Source organism: Pseudoalteromonas arctica (genome assembly GCF_012927645.1).
GTDB classification, from domain to species: domain Bacteria; phylum Pseudomonadota; class Gammaproteobacteria; order Enterobacterales; family Alteromonadaceae; genus Pseudoalteromonas; species Pseudoalteromonas arctica_A.
This window is the reverse complement of sequence record NZ_JABBMT010000017.1, coordinates 43,960-58,929: the sequence shown is the minus strand read 5'-3', so window position 1 is coordinate 58,929 and position 14,970 is coordinate 43,960. Positions and strand designations below refer to the sequence as shown.

Below are 14,970 nucleotides of genomic sequence, written 5' to 3'. Positions count from 1 at the left end.
ATTCCTCTTAGGGGTATGGGATAAAAAAGCGCTGAATTCTAACAAATTAAGCTAAGGTTAACAATTGCAGTAAGAGAAACAAGCTAACGCCTTTATAGCGCTAGCTTAATTAGATACGATTAAAGTGGCAGCGATGTACTGCGTTTGACACAAGTCATAGTAACGTTTGAGTGAACTTCTTGTACAAATTCAAGATTCAATAAATTATCACGAACAAACTGTTCATAGCCTTCAATCCCTTTAGAAATGATCCGCAACATAAAGTCCATAGTACCCGCCATACTATAACATTCGGTTACTTCATCATAACTTAGGATGAGTCGTTCAAACTCAGCTAAATTTGTACGGCCATGATTTGATAAACGAACATGAGCGTACACTAGCATATCAAAACCGAGCTTTTTCTCATCCAATAAGGCAACTTTGCCTTTAATGTAACCATCTTGCTCAAGCTTAGCAATACGACGCCAACAAGGTGATTGAGATAAACCGACTTTATCAGCAATATCAGCGGTCGAAAGACTTGCATCTTGCTGTAATAGTGCCAAAATTTGGCGATCAACATGATTTAGAGGCATTTTATTTCTTATTTATTTTACTAAATTGGTTAAATTATACATTGGTTTGTAGCTTGAGTCTTGTATTTTTAAGCATTTATTATGCGCAACTAAGCAAATTCACCACTTGTAAATGGATTCGATATGCGCTCAGTCAGCTCTTTAGTGTCAGATCCATGCCCAGATAGAATTTGCGTTTCATCAGGCAGTGTCAAAATTTGATTTTTAATCGAGTCAAGTAACTGCTGCTTAGCAAGCTCAGTAATAATTTTATCAGCGTCGCCACTAGAATCGATAACCGCTGCGTGGTTATTTCCATATGTTAATTCTTTATTTGCGGTTTAGTGTCAAATGTCATCAGCACAGGATACTTTAAATACGCTTGATCATAAAATGGCGTATGCTCATAAAGCCAGTTTAAGCGTGCTTGTGCGTCTTTAGCAAAAGCGGCATCCTCACGAATTTTTTTATCAAACTCAAGTGCAAGTGCCGGTTTATCTTTGAGCATATGGCGAGCATACGGCGCTAATGCATAGTTTTCCATGTACTCAGTACGTTGAAAAATCGTATTAAACTCACCCCACGCAAAAAATGAATCCGGTGCTTTGGGGTGTAAAAGGTGAGTTGCTAACTCACCGAAAGGTTGAGCAGTTTCAACTTTAGACCAACCGGTCAACGACTTTTCTGGTACATCTACAAAATCAAAATCTGCGTTTACTCGAAAGCGTCCTTCAAACGGCGCTTTATCAAATTCATGCTTTGTTACTACCGCGACTTTTAAATTAGTTACCAGCTCATCACTGCTCACGCTTTCTACTGTAATACCATGTAATTTGAGTTTTTCGACAATGTGTGGATACGCAGGTGGAATATAAAATGTACTTGGTACGGTGATCACGGTTTTTGCGTCCTTCTGCCAGTAAATGGGCAACGCATCATAGTGCTGTTTTTCACCTAAATACTTTACTTCCATCTGGCCACTCAAGGCGCTTTTACTGCGCGAATATTTGATCCCTGCAAATGCGATAGTGTTTGGCTGTTTTGTATAACCGCGTTCAACAATAAGCTGGCTTGGCACAAAAGCATGTTCTTTTTCAACCGCTTCAGTTAATTGTTGATGATGTTGCGCCAATGCTGAAATAGCCCCATCTAAAAATACATAGGTGCCAAGTACACGTTGTTTATACGGTTTTAATGAATGATTTTCGACAAGAATTGTGGGTAACGATCTTAAATCCCCCCAACCATTCGAATAACGAGGCGTGGCAACCCAGCCCGCTAAGCCTTTTTTAAACTCGCGCTTATCCATTACAAATACCAGCGACCCAGGTATATGGCCTTGCGCTTGTAATTTTGTGTCGATGATAGGTTTAAAATAATTATTGAGCGCATCTGACACACTTGGCGATTCACTGGCAAATACGGGGTTATACCCGTAAGTTACATCGTATTGATAATCTGCGCCGTCAGTCACGTGTACATCGATATATAAATCGGGGTTAAACTGCTTGATCACCTTTAATACACCTCGCACTTCCGGCGTATCTAGTTTGGTGAAATCACGATTTAAATTTAAATTATTAGCATTGGTTCTAAAACCCATTTCAACTGGGCCACGCTGGTTTATGCGATTAAACTGGCTACTACGCTCATGACCATCAACATTTAAAATAGGAATAAATAAGATGTTCACTTGGCTTAAAATATCGCGACGTTTACCGGTTGCAATATCGCGTAGCAACATAAACATCGCATCTTTACCGTCAATTTCGCCGGCATGAATTCCCGCTTGAATAAAAATGGTTGGCTTAGCGTTTTGCATTAACTGCGAAGGCGTAAATGCACCGTCTTCACTGGCTACCATCATATTGATCGCACGGCCACTGGCACTATGTGCAATCGTTTGCACTTGAAATTGGGTTGGGTTTGCTGCAACAAGACGATCAACAAAGGCCATAGTTTGCTGATAATTTGGTGATTTTAGCCCTTTGCTTAGTTCGAAATCAGTGGTTAATGGGCCTTTTTGTTGTATCAGTGCCAAACTTTGACCTTGCCATGGCAACAAAGGCGGTAAATGGCTATTTAATGTAACACTGGCACTTAACAATAATAAACTGGCGATCATAGGACTCTCAAACGTTGGCCTCTTTAATAACTTGAAATTATAACAAGGATAAATGACAGATCGCGTAAACTGCGGTGATTCAACAAAAAAATGCAGCCAATGACAATTTGAAAACTTTATAGGGCTAATATTCACGCATTAAAAAAGGCGCTATAAAAGCGCCTTGCCACTCAAGAATAATGTGCTTAAAACATATCTTGATAAGGATTCGTTTTACTCAATGCAATGGCTTTATCAAATCCGGGAATATGCATGTCGGTATCAGAAATGACGATTTCATCTTCATCAATCATACCATCACCAAAGCGATAAATTAGCTCATATTGTCCTAAATCAGCTTGTTGCTGATAATTAGCCTGAGCGGCTGTAACGGTTTGATTGCTCAATGTATATGCATCCATCACCGCACTACCATGGCGTTTTGCTAACATTTTCATGGTCACCATCGGTGATAAAACAGTGGCGGTGGCATTATTACCGCCAAAGCCTTTTGAATTAATAAAGGCAATATCCATGTCTTCACACTGATAATGCTCAGTACGAATGTCTAAATATTGGTTATGCACATCGTCAGCCACTTTATCTATGGTGGTAATACCCGGCATAATATTATGTGCAAATACACCCAGCGCCATCGCTAATTGATCGCCACTAGCAGGCGCAATAGTATGCCCTACATACGCTTTCGGTGCTGCTACTTTCCAACTATCAATAGCAAATGTGTGTGCCACCTTATGATAAATTAATGACTCTGTTACGCGGTTTTGTGGTGTGCTTGAACCATGCGCTAAAATAAAGCTACGTTGTTGTAATGCTTCTTTACCTAATAAGCTCGTGGCTAATGCCGCCGACTTCGCCATGGTTATATAATTACCCGGTCCCGGTGATGTAATTGATTTTTTAACACCATCAGCATTTACAAATACATCAGGCACGCAGCCTAGAATGTCTGCGCCCAACTCCAGTGCTAACGCATCATCCATTAAAATAGCCACTTGTGCACCTTCACCTATTGTAAAGCCACAATTTTCACCAAATGGACGGCTACTTTTACGATAATCAGGCTCGTCATTATTGTTTAAGTTATCCAAGCGGCGTAAACCTTCAATATTCGCCAGCGCACTCATATTACCAAAGCCTTCAACAACTTCAGGAGTTATTGCGCATTCAACACTTGCCACAATAGCAACACGAGTACGCCCTGCTTGTATGTCATTTACTGCAGCGCGTAAGTTATATAAGAATGTTGCACACGCGCCTGAAGTTGAAAAGGTAGTGCCTACATTGCCCGTCACATAGGCATTAATAAAATCGGTCGACATTGTATTTAAGCCAAGCGCTAACTGCTTAGTGCTGACGCGATCACCTTGCTGGCGGGCTTTTACTAAACCACCTAAGCCCTTATCATCCATTTGACCAATAACCGACGCTGAATAAGTGCCAATTTTATCAGGCTCAACACTATTCATAATGTGTTGCCAATCAAGTCCGGTTGATTTAATCGCGTCAGTCGCAGCAAAAATAGTGGCTTGTAAACCGCGTGGCTGGTAGCGGCTGTTGTACATAATTGATGGATCAAACCCTGTTGGTAGTTGCCCAGCCGATTTAATCGGATTATCGCGAGTAGAATCATGTTTAATATCAAACTGAGCCGCAATGGTTACTTTTACTTTTTTATTTTCAAGCTCTTCTACGTGCCAACTTGCAGGGATCGGCGAGGGTAAATCTCGACGACGTGTCTCAAACACAATGGCGCTGTCATCTGACGCGGTTAATGTCATTTTTTGCTGCCACGGTGTTGCATCGACATCAAAATGCTCTTGTTCAATTTTACGAATTAACGTACCAGCAATAATTTGCTCACCAAAGCGTGCTTCTATGTCGCTTTGCTCAACAGTATTGCCTTGTAAATCTTGCAATTGCCCATTCACAAGACTCACTAAGTTCATTAACGTGGCGAGGCCTAAAAATGTTTCTTGGCGAGCTTGAGTATCTAAGCTGTTTAACACGATACGACGATAACCTTGATGAAAAGAAGTACGGCCTGCGGCGTTAATTCCACCCATGCCGATAATAACGGGTAATGCTGTCATAATTTACCTTGAGAAAACGTGTTATAGGAGATACTTGCAGTTTAGATGGATTTAATCACCAACATTGTGCTTAAATAGCCAAATAACAAGACTAATAGGCCAATCGTAACTGGTCGGAGCAATTAAATGGACAACAATCTCAAAGATAGCCCGTTACAGATCAGTATTTTGGTCTACCAGCATTTACTGATCACTAGTTTAACGCTGCCCATCGAAATGCTCAGAGCCGGTGAAGCCTATGCACAGGGTCATGCAAAAACGACACAATTTCGACCATTACTAATAAATTTGATTGCAAAAGATAAAAAGCCCATTCAAAACCGCAACGGTTTAGCAATTTTACCCGAGTACAGCTATGACAACGCTCCAAATAGTGATTTGATCATCGTTCCTGGTATTTGGCGCAACCCTCGCCCTGTTGTCAGAGCAAACTCAGGGTTAGTTCAGTGGCTTGCCAGTAGCTGGCAAACGGGTAGCTCCATCATTGGCGTGGGTACTGGCAACTGCTTAATCGCTGAAGCTAAGTTACTGAATGGTCACCCCGCTACCACCCATTGGCATTATGCAGAGCAATTTAAACGCGACTACCCACAAGTACTGCTCAAGCCTGATTTTTTTATCACTCAATCTGAGCGTTTATACAGTGTGGCAAGTCTAAATGCGTTAGCAGATGTGATCGTGCATATTATTAGCCAATACTACGGACAGGCCGCCGCTCAACATGTTGAGCGCAACTTTTCTCACGAAATTCGTAAACCTTACGAAGATCAGCGCTACCTTGAAGGCGCCGTTGATCGGCATCCAGACGAACTAATTGCGCAAATTCAATTCTGGTTAAAAAACAACTTAACCACAGAGCAAAGTTTAACAGAGGTCGCGCAACTATTTAGTTTGAGTTACCGCTCTTTTACCCGCCGCTTTCGCATTGCGACCAACCAAAGCCCCATTGAATATTGGCAGCAATTGCGCGTACAAACAGCCAAGGAGCTACTTGCATCATCTAACTTATCAATTCAGGAGGTTGCTTTAGAGGTAGGTTACAATGATCAAGGCCATTTAACCCGCGTGTTTAAAAAAGTGCTCTCGCAAACCCCTAGTGAGTATCGAAAAGTGGTTAGAAGAAAGTTATTTGGGAGTTAATCGACGCGAATAGCTCACGAATGAGCTTGGTCATCATTTTATTCAATAACTGTTTGCGCAGATACAAGTCATGTGTTCTCTACTTTGTATCTGCGCAGGATTTGCAGCGTAGATTAACGCTTTTTGTAGTACAATTTAGAATAGCGTTTAACCTGAGCATGAACACCGCGCCCTAGGCTTTTAAACTTAGCTTCAAGGACATCTACACCATATAAAATACCCACCACTAAAATAGATAGTTTAATAGCTGCTAATAAATTATCGGTTGCAATCACTACACCAATAGATGCCAAAACCCAGATAGTTGCCGCCGATGTTACTCCAACCACAGCACCATCTTTAGCGAGCATCACTCCAGCACCTAAAAAACCGATGCCAGTAATAATTTGACCAACCACGCGCGAGTGGTCAATCACATCACCATGGAGCATAAACGCCGTAGCTAAAAACAAATAAGTACCTAATATAATCAGTACTGAGGTTCTTATTCCTACTGGTTTGCCCCGTAACTGGCGTTCCATACCAATCAAAGCGCCACAAAATGCAGCACTGCCTATTGCCGACCACGAATAGGGGGCGATATCTACTAATTCAAAAAAAGTCACTCAAGATCCTAAAATTACTGCATGTGTATAGCCAGTGCCGTACTCAAACGAGAACTACCGAAACTGGCCATTTTTAAAAAGTCACTCTTAGCGATGGGGACATGTTGACAATCAATCGCCAGCTGTTTATCGCTTTCACAAAAAGGGTCATGGACATATAGACAATGCTCATCTAAATGCGTTACACACACCCAATGCGGTGACTTTTTACCATCAAAGCGATACGTACTCTTCAAGCTGGGTGATGGTTTCATCACTTTGATCGGCTACCACTACGGTTTTTAAGCTCGGTACTTTTTGATAATTAAACGCATCATGCACAAAGTCATGATGCTGCTGAGCATTAAGCGACGCCAATGAACCTTGCTGTAACAGTCCAGCTTCATCAACAAATAAAATAGGCGCTGGGTAAAATAAGTCAAAATACAAATATAAGAGTGAATGTAAATAGAAACACCCATACTGCTAAGTCATTGTTGTGCAACTGGTGTACTTAACAGGATGGGTGCTTTAGATTCAGCTACTGCTTAATCTACAGGTGATTTATAAAGGGTTTTTATTCGTCTTACCAACGAGTAATTTTTAGCGTTAAGATAAGTAAATTTAATCAATGACGTGATGCTAAATTTAACCCCTAAAGATCAGCTAAGAAAGCTTTTTTGTTGGTATACCCAATGGCGCATGTGGCGTTAACACTTGAACATGAAATTGCTAATGCTCTATAAAGTGGGTTTTATTGATCATGTTCTCTATTCGTCATCAGAGATAAGGTGATTTTACCTTGCTTTTCGATTTATGTAACCCATTTGCCTTAATCTAAGTTTGAATATCAATAGCTTAATTGACATAACACGCTGGGGATTTATACTCAAACTGACTTTTAATGAATGGGCTTTTTACTGGTGAAATTGCGTCTTACATGCTTGTTGTTATTGGCTGCCTGTTTTAATTTAGAAGCTAATGAACAAACGCAGCAGTTCCCTTGTAGCCATGTTAGCGAGCGTCCATGTGTTGCCTTAGTACTTGGCGGTGGCGGTGCCCGTGGTGGCGCGCATATTGGTGTATTAAAAGCAATTGAACAACAGGGCATAAAAATAGATGTCATTGTTGGAACCAGTATAGGCTCGTTTGTTGGAGGCCTCTACGCCAGTGGATTATCTGCGACGGAAATTGAACAACTGTTCTCTCAAGCAGATTGGAACACAGGTTACAAAGACGATCTCAACCGCAGTGAGCTACCCAATCGGCGTAAACAACATATTGATAACTTTCCTATCCAGCTTGATTTAGGTTTTGATGGCAAACAATTAAAATTACCTCGCGGTATTATCCAAGGCCAAGGGATGAAAAAGCTGCTTGATGAAATGCTCGGTATTTACCCTATTTTTGGTTCATTTGATGATTTAACAATTCCCTTTCGCGCCATTGCTGCAGACGCACAAAGTGGTGAACAAGTAATACTGAGCCAAGGGGATTTAAGCAAAGCAATTCAAAGTTCAATGTCTATTCCAGGGCTATTGCGCCCTATTGAGCTTAACAACCAACTCTTGGTAGATGGCGGAATTGCTAACAACCTGCCTATCAGTGTGGCAAAAGAATTAGGCGCCGATATTGTTATTGCTGTAGATATTGGCTCTGCGACTTTGAATAAAGATGAGCTCAATTCAAGTTTAAGCATTATCATGCAGTTGACTGGCTTTTTGGTCACTAAAAATGTAAATCAACAAAAAAAACTACTGACCAGTAATGATATTTATATCAAGCCTACACTCAATGATGTTGAAATACTCGATTTTGAAAAAGTAACCTCAACCATTTCACAAGGCTACCAATCTGCCGTTACGGCACTTACTGACAGCACTGTTAGTAAACAGCTGGCTAATACCGCAGAGCCTGTTAAGCGCAAAAGTGTTACCTTATTTCAACAACCAGTTAACAGTATTAAAATCACCAATAATAGTCGCTTAAATGATGACTATATTGCTGATCGTTTTGGTGTTAAGCCCGGTAAAAAAACCAATCTTAACGCTATTCAACAAGGTATTGATCGCCTATATGGGCAAGGGACATTAGTCCGAGTAAATACCGTTATAGAACAGCAAGAAGACAAACTTGATATAGACCTTGAAGTTGAAGAAAAAGAATGGGGCCCAGGTTACTTAGATTTTAAATTATCGTTTGAAGATACCTTTGAAACCTTCAGCGAATATCAAATCGGCGCTGCTTATCGCTATACTAATTTATCGCCTTACGGTGCCCAGTGGTACACCAAGGCAATAATCGGCACTGAAAAAGAGCTGAGCACAGAGCTATATTGGCCAATCAACACCAGTGGTTTTTATTGGCAGGTTGGCGGTAGCTTTCAAAGAGAAATTTTTTCGTACTATATAAACAACATTATCTTAGGTGAGCTTACTGATAGCCATACAGATTTTAGTGCAGGTATTGGCTGGGACAAGTACGACAAACTGAATATTTTGTTTGGACCTATGTATTCTGAAGGCACTCTCAAACTACCTGGCGTTTTTGATAACCAAACAGATAAAAATAGGTTGGATTACCGTCAATATGGTGCAGTTTTTGAACTTAACTACGATAGTTTTGATCATGCCAGCTTCCCACGTTCAGGCAATAGACTGGATGCGAAAATAGAATATTTAAATTTCGATATTCTTGATAAATCAAACTTTAGCACCAATTTAGGCATAGAATACAATACCGTTTATTCAATAGGTTACCATAGTCTCAGAGGTCTTTTTCGGTATCAAAGTATTTTAGATACCGACCCAACTGCGTTGATTGGTTTATCCTCTTTGGGCGGCTTTTTAAACTTATCAGGTAATCCTTTAGATACAATTTCAGGGCAACATGTACGCTTTATGAGTGTTATTTATACCTATGAATTAGTGTCGAATAATTTTGGCGCTATTAACCTGCCCCTTTATTTAGGAACATCGCTTGAAGCAGGTAATGCTTGGCAAACTAAAAGTGATATTGATTATTCTGATTTGATTTACAGCAGTAGTGTATTTTTAGGCTGGGATAGCCCAGTGGGGCCTGCTTATTTGGCGTATGGTCAATCAACCACTGGAGATGAAAGTTTTTATCTGTTTTTAGGTATTCCCTTTTAAAATAGCGCCATAAATAGCGCCATAAATAGCGCCATAAATGGCGCTATTAGTCGTTATTCATCACATCGTGATTATTTTGCAATCCAAGGCGTGACTTTTACCAATGGCGTAGCGATTGCAAATGCGGTTTTATCATCTTGCCATTGCTCATTAATAGTTACATGACAAACCAATTCTTGGCAGTCAAAAGCAGGATCGGCAATAGTGACTGGCTCTGCAAAAGTCAGCACTACACCTTGTTGTTCAGGCAATAAAAAGCTCATCAATTTGCTAACAAAAAATCCCGACAGATCCGATAATAATTCATCAAACTCATTATTAAGCTGATACAACTGGTGTTTATTCAAATTACTATTATTAAACTCACGCGCTTCAATTTGCAGTTTTAACTGGCAATCATGGTTTTCGTTTTGAGGCTCGATAACCACCACAGCTTTATTTGTATCAAGTTGTTTATCAAAAGGAAGTAAAAGCTGAGCATACTCAGTATAATTAAGTGGAAACTCCTCTCGCTCAGTAATAATGCGCCCAGTTTTAATTAAACATTCATCATTACTAGCAATGTCAGTGATGTAAAAATTAACCTGAGCAAATTGAAAATCACCTTTATTGACGACTTTTAAACGGTCATAAAAGCCATCATAGGAGACAACAAACTCTTTTGCTTGCACAGTAAACGTTGCTATTAGTGCAACGGCAGCGGCCATAATATAACTGAAACGAAATCTTGGGTTATTCATCAAAGTAAGCTCTATTTTGGTTGATCATTTGGTTTAATTCTTCGATATACGCTTCGCCACGTTCAGAATATGAGGTTAATCCATAGCTTAGTTTAGTCGCTGAAATTGGCTTTTCTTGTAAACGTAAATCGGCGCGGATACTACGTAAGTGTTTATAGGCAGCGTGAGTGTTAATATTTTTAAAATAAGAAGTCACGGCTGCGCGCACAGATTTAAATGCCGCTACCTCATGATCTGCACCGCTATTACGACGATTAGGCACCATACCGCAGCCTTTGCTATAACACCACTGACCAAAAAAGTTTAAGCCTATTCGAGCAAACCGAGACGTCCCCCATGCTGATTCGTTGGCCGCTTGCATCAGCGCTAATTCTTTTGGGATAATATCAACTCGGCGTAATGCCTGACGCAAAGACAAACTATCTATCGTTGCTGGTAATTTATAGCTATTTAAAATCGTTTTAACTTGCTTGGTTTGCGTGCGACTTAATGGCTCATCGTATTGCACCATCATCAATGCAATCTCCAGCGTTGCCCGCTGCTGCAGAATTTTTTTATTTTCAGCCTCAACATGTGGGCGGATAAAGCTGAAAAACGCATGTTTTTTTTCTTTTACATCACTAAAACCATCAAAATCAGGAAGTTGAATATTATGTAAAGGCTTTTCTTTCTTTTTGACTGGTGACTTGATTGAGGTTGTTTCGTCCTCAATAGTTGGATCCGGCTGTTCTATAAATGGGTAACTCAATGCCCAAATAAAAAATAGGCTAACAATTAAACGAAAAAGATACTTAAGCATGTATTCTCTCAAAGAAACTAACATTTATGCATGGTATATCCACACGCATCTGACCATTCATTATACCTAAGCCCTTCAATAAAGGCGAATATACCCATTTGAAGGATTTATAATCTTAAAAAATCAGCTACAATTAAGCGCATAGAAACGCTAAGAAAGTTACCGGATACTCATTAATGGAATTAGACTGGCAAAGCCGCATAATAAATCAAAACAAGTTTCGCCCTAATGACAATCGCTCAGCGTGGCAAGTAGACCGCTCCCGGATAATCCATGCAGCAGCATTTAGACGTTTGCAAGCTAAAACTCAGATAATGGGAATTGGCCTAAATGATTTTCATCGTACACGATTAACGCATTCTTTAGAGGTATCGCAAATTGGCAGTGGTTTACTTCGCCATTTAGAGAAACAACACCCAGACTTCACACACTTTCCTGATCCAAGTCTACTTGAGACGCTTTGTTTGGCCCATGATATAGGCCACCCGCCTTATGGGCATGGCGGTGAAATCGCGCTTAACTACATGATGCGTGAGCATGGTGGTTTTGAAGGCAATGCACAAACACTGCGCATTGTTTCAAGACTCGAACCATACAGTGATGGTCATGGTATGAATTTAACGCGCCGTACTTTGCTTGGTTTTATAAAATACCCGGCCTTTATTAATGACTTATGGCACACCATCCCACGTCATGATCCACAACGTGCATTTATAAAAGCTGACGACTGGCGCCCAGCAAAAGGCTTATACAAGGATGATAAAGCAACCTTTGACTGGATTTTAGCGCCTTTATCTGACGCTGACAAACAGCGTTTAGGCGATTTTAAGGCCGTCGATGAGTTTAGATCTAAAACCCGTTTTAAGTCCCTTGACGCGGCCATTATGGAACTTGCCGATGATATCGCTTATGCCGTACATGACCTTGAAGACGCAATTGCAACAGAGCAAATCACCCTAAAAGAGTGGCAAAATCATGCTTTACCCGCACTTGAATTTGTGCAATGTGAGTGGCTTGACGACAGTAACTTAACCGAGCGGCTATTTTTAGGTAGCGAAGCACAACGGAAAGATGTCATTGGTGAATTAGTAAACTTATTTATTACTCAATCATCCATTGCACACACAGAACTTGAGTTTGAAAATCCAATTTTAAATTATACCGTTGAACTACCGCACAGTTATCAGCATTTACTTGAGACTTTAAAGTCATTTATTTATCAACGACTCATTCGTGCTTCACATATGCAGCAAATTGAGTTTAAAGGACAAAAGTTAATTATTGAATTATTTGAAGCGTTTGCCTGTGAACCATTACGACTTTTACCTGAAACCACAGCAAATGTGTTTCGCCAAGCACAACAACGAAATGGTAATACACACAGAGTAATTTGTGATTATTTAAGTGGGATGACTGACGAGTATGCGTTTAAAACACACCAACGCCTTTTTTCAAGTAATAGCTAATATTACTCTTGCGTTGCAAAGTCCCACTGTGCAACGTTAAAAACACCGAAACAATCGCTTCGGTGTTTTATTTATATTATACAATTACAGTGACTTGATACCCATGTTATAAAGGGTGAAACCGTAAATATCTGCATATTGATCAATAATTTTACTGGTTGGTGTACCTGCACCATGACCCGCATTAGTTTCAATACGGATAAGGTATGGGTTGTTCCCTGCACCTTTGGTTTGTAGCTCCGCTGCAAACTTATAAGAGTGAGCTGGCACCACACGGTCATCATGATCGCCCGTAGTGATCAAGGTTGCTGGGTATTTAACTCCAGCTTTTACATTATGAACTGGCGAGTAGCCTTTTAAGTAATCAAACATTTCTTTACTTTGCTCACTCGTACCATAGTCATATGCCCAGCCAGCTCCGGCGGTAAAGGTGTGATAACGTAACATATCAAGTACGCCTACTGCAGGTAGTGCGACTTTAAATAACTCAGGGCGCTGAGTCATGACCGCGCCAACTAATAAACCGCCGTTTGACCCCCCACGAACGGCTAGGTAATCACTTGATGTGTATTTCTCAGCGTTTAAATACTCAGCGGCAGCTATAAAGTCATCAAATACATTTTGCTTTTTAAGTTGTGTGCCCGCATCGTGCCACTGTTTACCATATTCACCGCCACCACGAATATTAGCCACCGCATAGACCCCGCCTTGCTCAAGCCACGCTGCAATAGTTGAACTAAAGCTTGGCGTCATACTGGCATTAAAACCGCCATAACCATATAAAATAGTTGGGTTAGTACCATCACGCTTTAAATCTTTTCTATACGAGACGATCATCGGTACTTTAGTGCCATCTTTTGAGCTATAAAATACTTGTTCGGAAGTATATTCTGCAGAATCAAACTGCGCCCCAGATTTACGGTAAACGTCTGATTTACCAGTATTTACATCAAACGAATAGGTGTTACCCGGTGTGGTGTAATTGGCAAATGAATAATACAGTGTGGTGCTTTCTTTTTTACCACTGAAGCCACGCGCAGTGCCCACTCCTGGTAGGCTAATTTCACGAACTAACTTGCCAGCTTTGTCATATTGTTGCACGTTAGAAATGGCATCAACCATGTATTTTGCAAAAAAGAAATCCCCCCCTTTAGACATACTCAATACATTATCTGTTTCTGGGATCAAGTCTTGCCAATGTTCAACAGTTGGGTTTGCGGCGTCTACCGTCACTACTTTCTTATTCGGCGCATTTAAGTTTGTTACTAAAAATAGTTTGCTGGCGTCGTTATCTAAAACGTAAGTGTCTGAGTCTGTATTATCAAGCACTGTAACAAGTTTGCTATCTGGCTTAGTTAAATCTTTAATAAACAGTTTATTACCAGATGTTGAAACACTAGCATAAATCAATAAGTAGCGATTATCACGCGTTACTGATGCACCAATATAGCGATGTTTTTGTTCCTCTGTGCCACCATAAATAAGTTCATCGGTTGTTTGTGCAGTGCCTAATTTATGGTAATACACTTTGTGTTGATCAGTTTTTGCCGAGAGTTCACTGCCTTTAGGTTTGTCGTAGCTTGAGTAATAAAAACCATCGTTGCCAACCCAAGCAATACCACTGAACTTTATATCGATTAATGCACTTTCAATTTGGTCTTTACTTTGCGTATCAATAATAATGACTTTACGCCAATCACTGCCACCTTCTGAGATCTGATAAGCTGCTAGTGAACCATCTTCAGAAAATGTAAGCCCAGACATTGAAGTTGTACCATCTTCGCTAAACTTATTGGGATCGAGGAAAACCTCTGCTTCGCCCTCGCCTTTACTACGATAAAGTACATATTGGTTCTGTAGGCCATCATTTTTATAAAAGTAGGTGTATTCACCCTCAGTAAATGGAGCCGTTACTTTTTCGTAATTCATTAGCTTTTCAAGGCTGGCTTTTAATTTGTCGCGATAAGGAATGTTTTCAAGGTATGAAAAAGTCAGTTCATTTTGTGTTTTAACCCACTTAGCAGTATCACTGCTCATATCATCTTCTAACCAACGGTATGGATCCGCCACTTTCTCGTCAAAGTACTGATCAACCACAGTCCCTTTTTTTGTTTCCGGGTAAGTGATAGATTGGCTAGCAGTCATTGGGGCTGCTGCATTATTTGGATTGGTTGTTGATATTGATGTCGATTCAGAACATCCCCAAAGCGCAACTAACACCGCGCAAGTAATCGTTTTTTTTAACATGATTATGGTCTTTTAGTTATTAGTTAGACTCATTACGGTATAAATTTGCCGTAAGTATGTCCACTAG

The 14,970-nt window shown here is 40.3% G+C and carries 11 protein-coding genes and 1 pseudogene; 3 read left to right on the top strand and 9 right to left on the bottom strand.

All coding sequences use genetic code 11. The features are described 5' to 3' along the window. Nucleotides 1-119 precede the first annotated feature (119 nt). From HHO47_RS11930 to HHO47_RS11920, 3 genes are all read right to left on the bottom strand, one after another. Nucleotides 120-578, bottom strand: a complete 459-nt coding sequence (locus HHO47_RS11930; RefSeq protein ID WP_169020487.1) for an Lrp/AsnC family transcriptional regulator — start codon at nt 576-578, stop codon at nt 120-122. Between the two features lie 301 nt (nt 579-879). After that, nucleotides 880-2,682, bottom strand: coding sequence for a M14 family metallopeptidase (locus tag HHO47_RS11925; protein ID WP_169020486.1), 1,803 nt, complete (start codon nt 2,680-2,682; stop codon nt 880-882). 185 nt (nt 2,683-2,867) lie between these two features. Next, complete coding sequence (locus HHO47_RS11920; RefSeq protein WP_169020485.1) at nt 2,868-4,775, bottom strand: beta-ketoacyl synthase; 1,908 nt, start codon at nt 4,773-4,775, stop codon at nt 2,868-2,870. 126 nt (nt 4,776-4,901) lie between these two features. On the opposite strand from HHO47_RS11920, the gene HHO47_RS11915 reads away from it, so the two are divergent. Further along, nucleotides 4,902-5,915 (top strand): GlxA family transcriptional regulator, encoded by a 1,014-nt coding sequence (locus tag HHO47_RS11915; protein ID WP_169020484.1) that lies wholly within the window; start codon nt 4,902-4,904, stop codon nt 5,913-5,915. Between the two features lie 113 nt (nt 5,916-6,028). On the opposite strand, the gene HHO47_RS11910 is transcribed toward HHO47_RS11915, so the two are convergent. From HHO47_RS11910 to HHO47_RS11900, 3 genes and pseudogenes are all read right to left on the bottom strand, one after another. Beyond that, nucleotides 6,029-6,520, bottom strand: a complete 492-nt coding sequence (locus tag HHO47_RS11910) for an MgtC/SapB family protein (protein ID WP_169020483.1) — start codon at nt 6,518-6,520, stop codon at nt 6,029-6,031. A 14-nt stretch (nt 6,521-6,534) separates the two neighbouring features. Next, nucleotides 6,535-6,756 (bottom strand): annotated as a pseudogene (locus HHO47_RS11905) (peptidase C39 family protein); the annotation flags it as partial. After that, nucleotides 6,734-6,949 carry a hypothetical protein gene (locus HHO47_RS11900; RefSeq protein WP_169020446.1) on the bottom strand — a complete coding sequence of 72 codons (216 nt, stop codon included), beginning with the start codon at nt 6,947-6,949 and terminating at the stop codon, nt 6,734-6,736. The gene HHO47_RS11900 and the pseudogene HHO47_RS11905, both read right to left, overlap by 23 nt. A gap of 473 nt (nt 6,950-7,422) precedes the next feature. On the opposite strand from HHO47_RS11900, the gene HHO47_RS11895 reads away from it, so the two are divergent. After that, nucleotides 7,423-9,651 carry a patatin-like phospholipase family protein gene (locus tag HHO47_RS11895; RefSeq protein ID WP_169020482.1) on the top strand — a complete coding sequence of 743 codons (2,229 nt, stop codon included), beginning with the start codon at nt 7,423-7,425 and terminating at the stop codon, nt 9,649-9,651. A 71-nt stretch (nt 9,652-9,722) separates the two neighbouring features. Here HHO47_RS11895 and HHO47_RS11890 read toward each other — a convergent pair whose 3' ends face one another. Together HHO47_RS11890 and HHO47_RS11885 are read right to left on the bottom strand one after the other, a co-directional pair. Then, the gene (locus HHO47_RS11890; protein WP_169020481.1) at nt 9,723-10,391 is read right to left on the bottom strand and encodes a DUF2987 domain-containing protein; all 669 of its coding nucleotides are present in this window, start codon (nt 10,389-10,391) and stop codon (nt 9,723-9,725) included. Next, nucleotides 10,384-11,190, bottom strand: coding sequence for a glucosaminidase domain-containing protein (locus HHO47_RS11885; protein WP_169020480.1), 807 nt, complete (start codon nt 11,188-11,190; stop codon nt 10,384-10,386). Before HHO47_RS11885 ends, HHO47_RS11890 begins: the two co-directional genes overlap by 8 nt. Before the next feature lie 176 nt (nt 11,191-11,366). Here HHO47_RS11885 and HHO47_RS11880 point away from each other — a divergent pair, with 176 nt between their 5' ends. After that, on the top strand, nt 11,367-12,656 hold the full coding sequence (locus tag HHO47_RS11880; protein WP_169020479.1) for an anti-phage deoxyguanosine triphosphatase: 1,290 nt from the start codon (nt 11,367-11,369) through the stop codon (nt 12,654-12,656). 84 nt (nt 12,657-12,740) lie between these two features. Here HHO47_RS11880 and HHO47_RS11875 read toward each other — a convergent pair whose 3' ends face one another. After that, on the bottom strand, nt 12,741-14,903 hold the full coding sequence (locus tag HHO47_RS11875) for a prolyl oligopeptidase family serine peptidase (RefSeq protein ID WP_169020478.1): 2,163 nt from the start codon (nt 14,901-14,903) through the stop codon (nt 12,741-12,743). Between the last annotated feature and the right edge of the window lie 67 nt (nt 14,904-14,970).

Excerpts from the sequence above, each read along its gene's own strand:
- HHO47_RS11875 (WP_169020478.1), bottom strand. The coding sequence starts at position 14,903 with ATGTTAAAAAAAACGATTACTTGCGCGGTGTTAGTTGCGCTTTGGGGA.
- HHO47_RS11920 (WP_169020485.1), bottom strand. The coding sequence starts at position 4,775 with ATGACAGCATTACCCGTTATTATCGGCATGGGTGGAATTAACGCCGCA.
- HHO47_RS11880 (WP_169020479.1), top strand. The coding sequence starts at position 11,367 with ATGGAATTAGACTGGCAAAGCCGCATAATAAATCAAAACAAGTTTCGC.
- HHO47_RS11885 (WP_169020480.1), bottom strand. The coding sequence starts at position 11,190 with ATGCTTAAGTATCTTTTTCGTTTAATTGTTAGCCTATTTTTTATTTGG.
- HHO47_RS11890 (WP_169020481.1), bottom strand. The coding sequence starts at position 10,391 with ATGAATAACCCAAGATTTCGTTTCAGTTATATTATGGCCGCTGCCGTT.
- HHO47_RS11915 (WP_169020484.1), top strand. The coding sequence starts at position 4,902 with ATGGACAACAATCTCAAAGATAGCCCGTTACAGATCAGTATTTTGGTC.
- HHO47_RS11930 (WP_169020487.1), bottom strand. The coding sequence starts at position 578 with ATGCCTCTAAATCATGTTGATCGCCAAATTTTGGCACTATTACAGCAA.
- HHO47_RS11925 (WP_169020486.1), bottom strand. The coding sequence starts at position 2,682 with ATGATCGCCAGTTTATTATTGTTAAGTGCCAGTGTTACATTAAATAGC.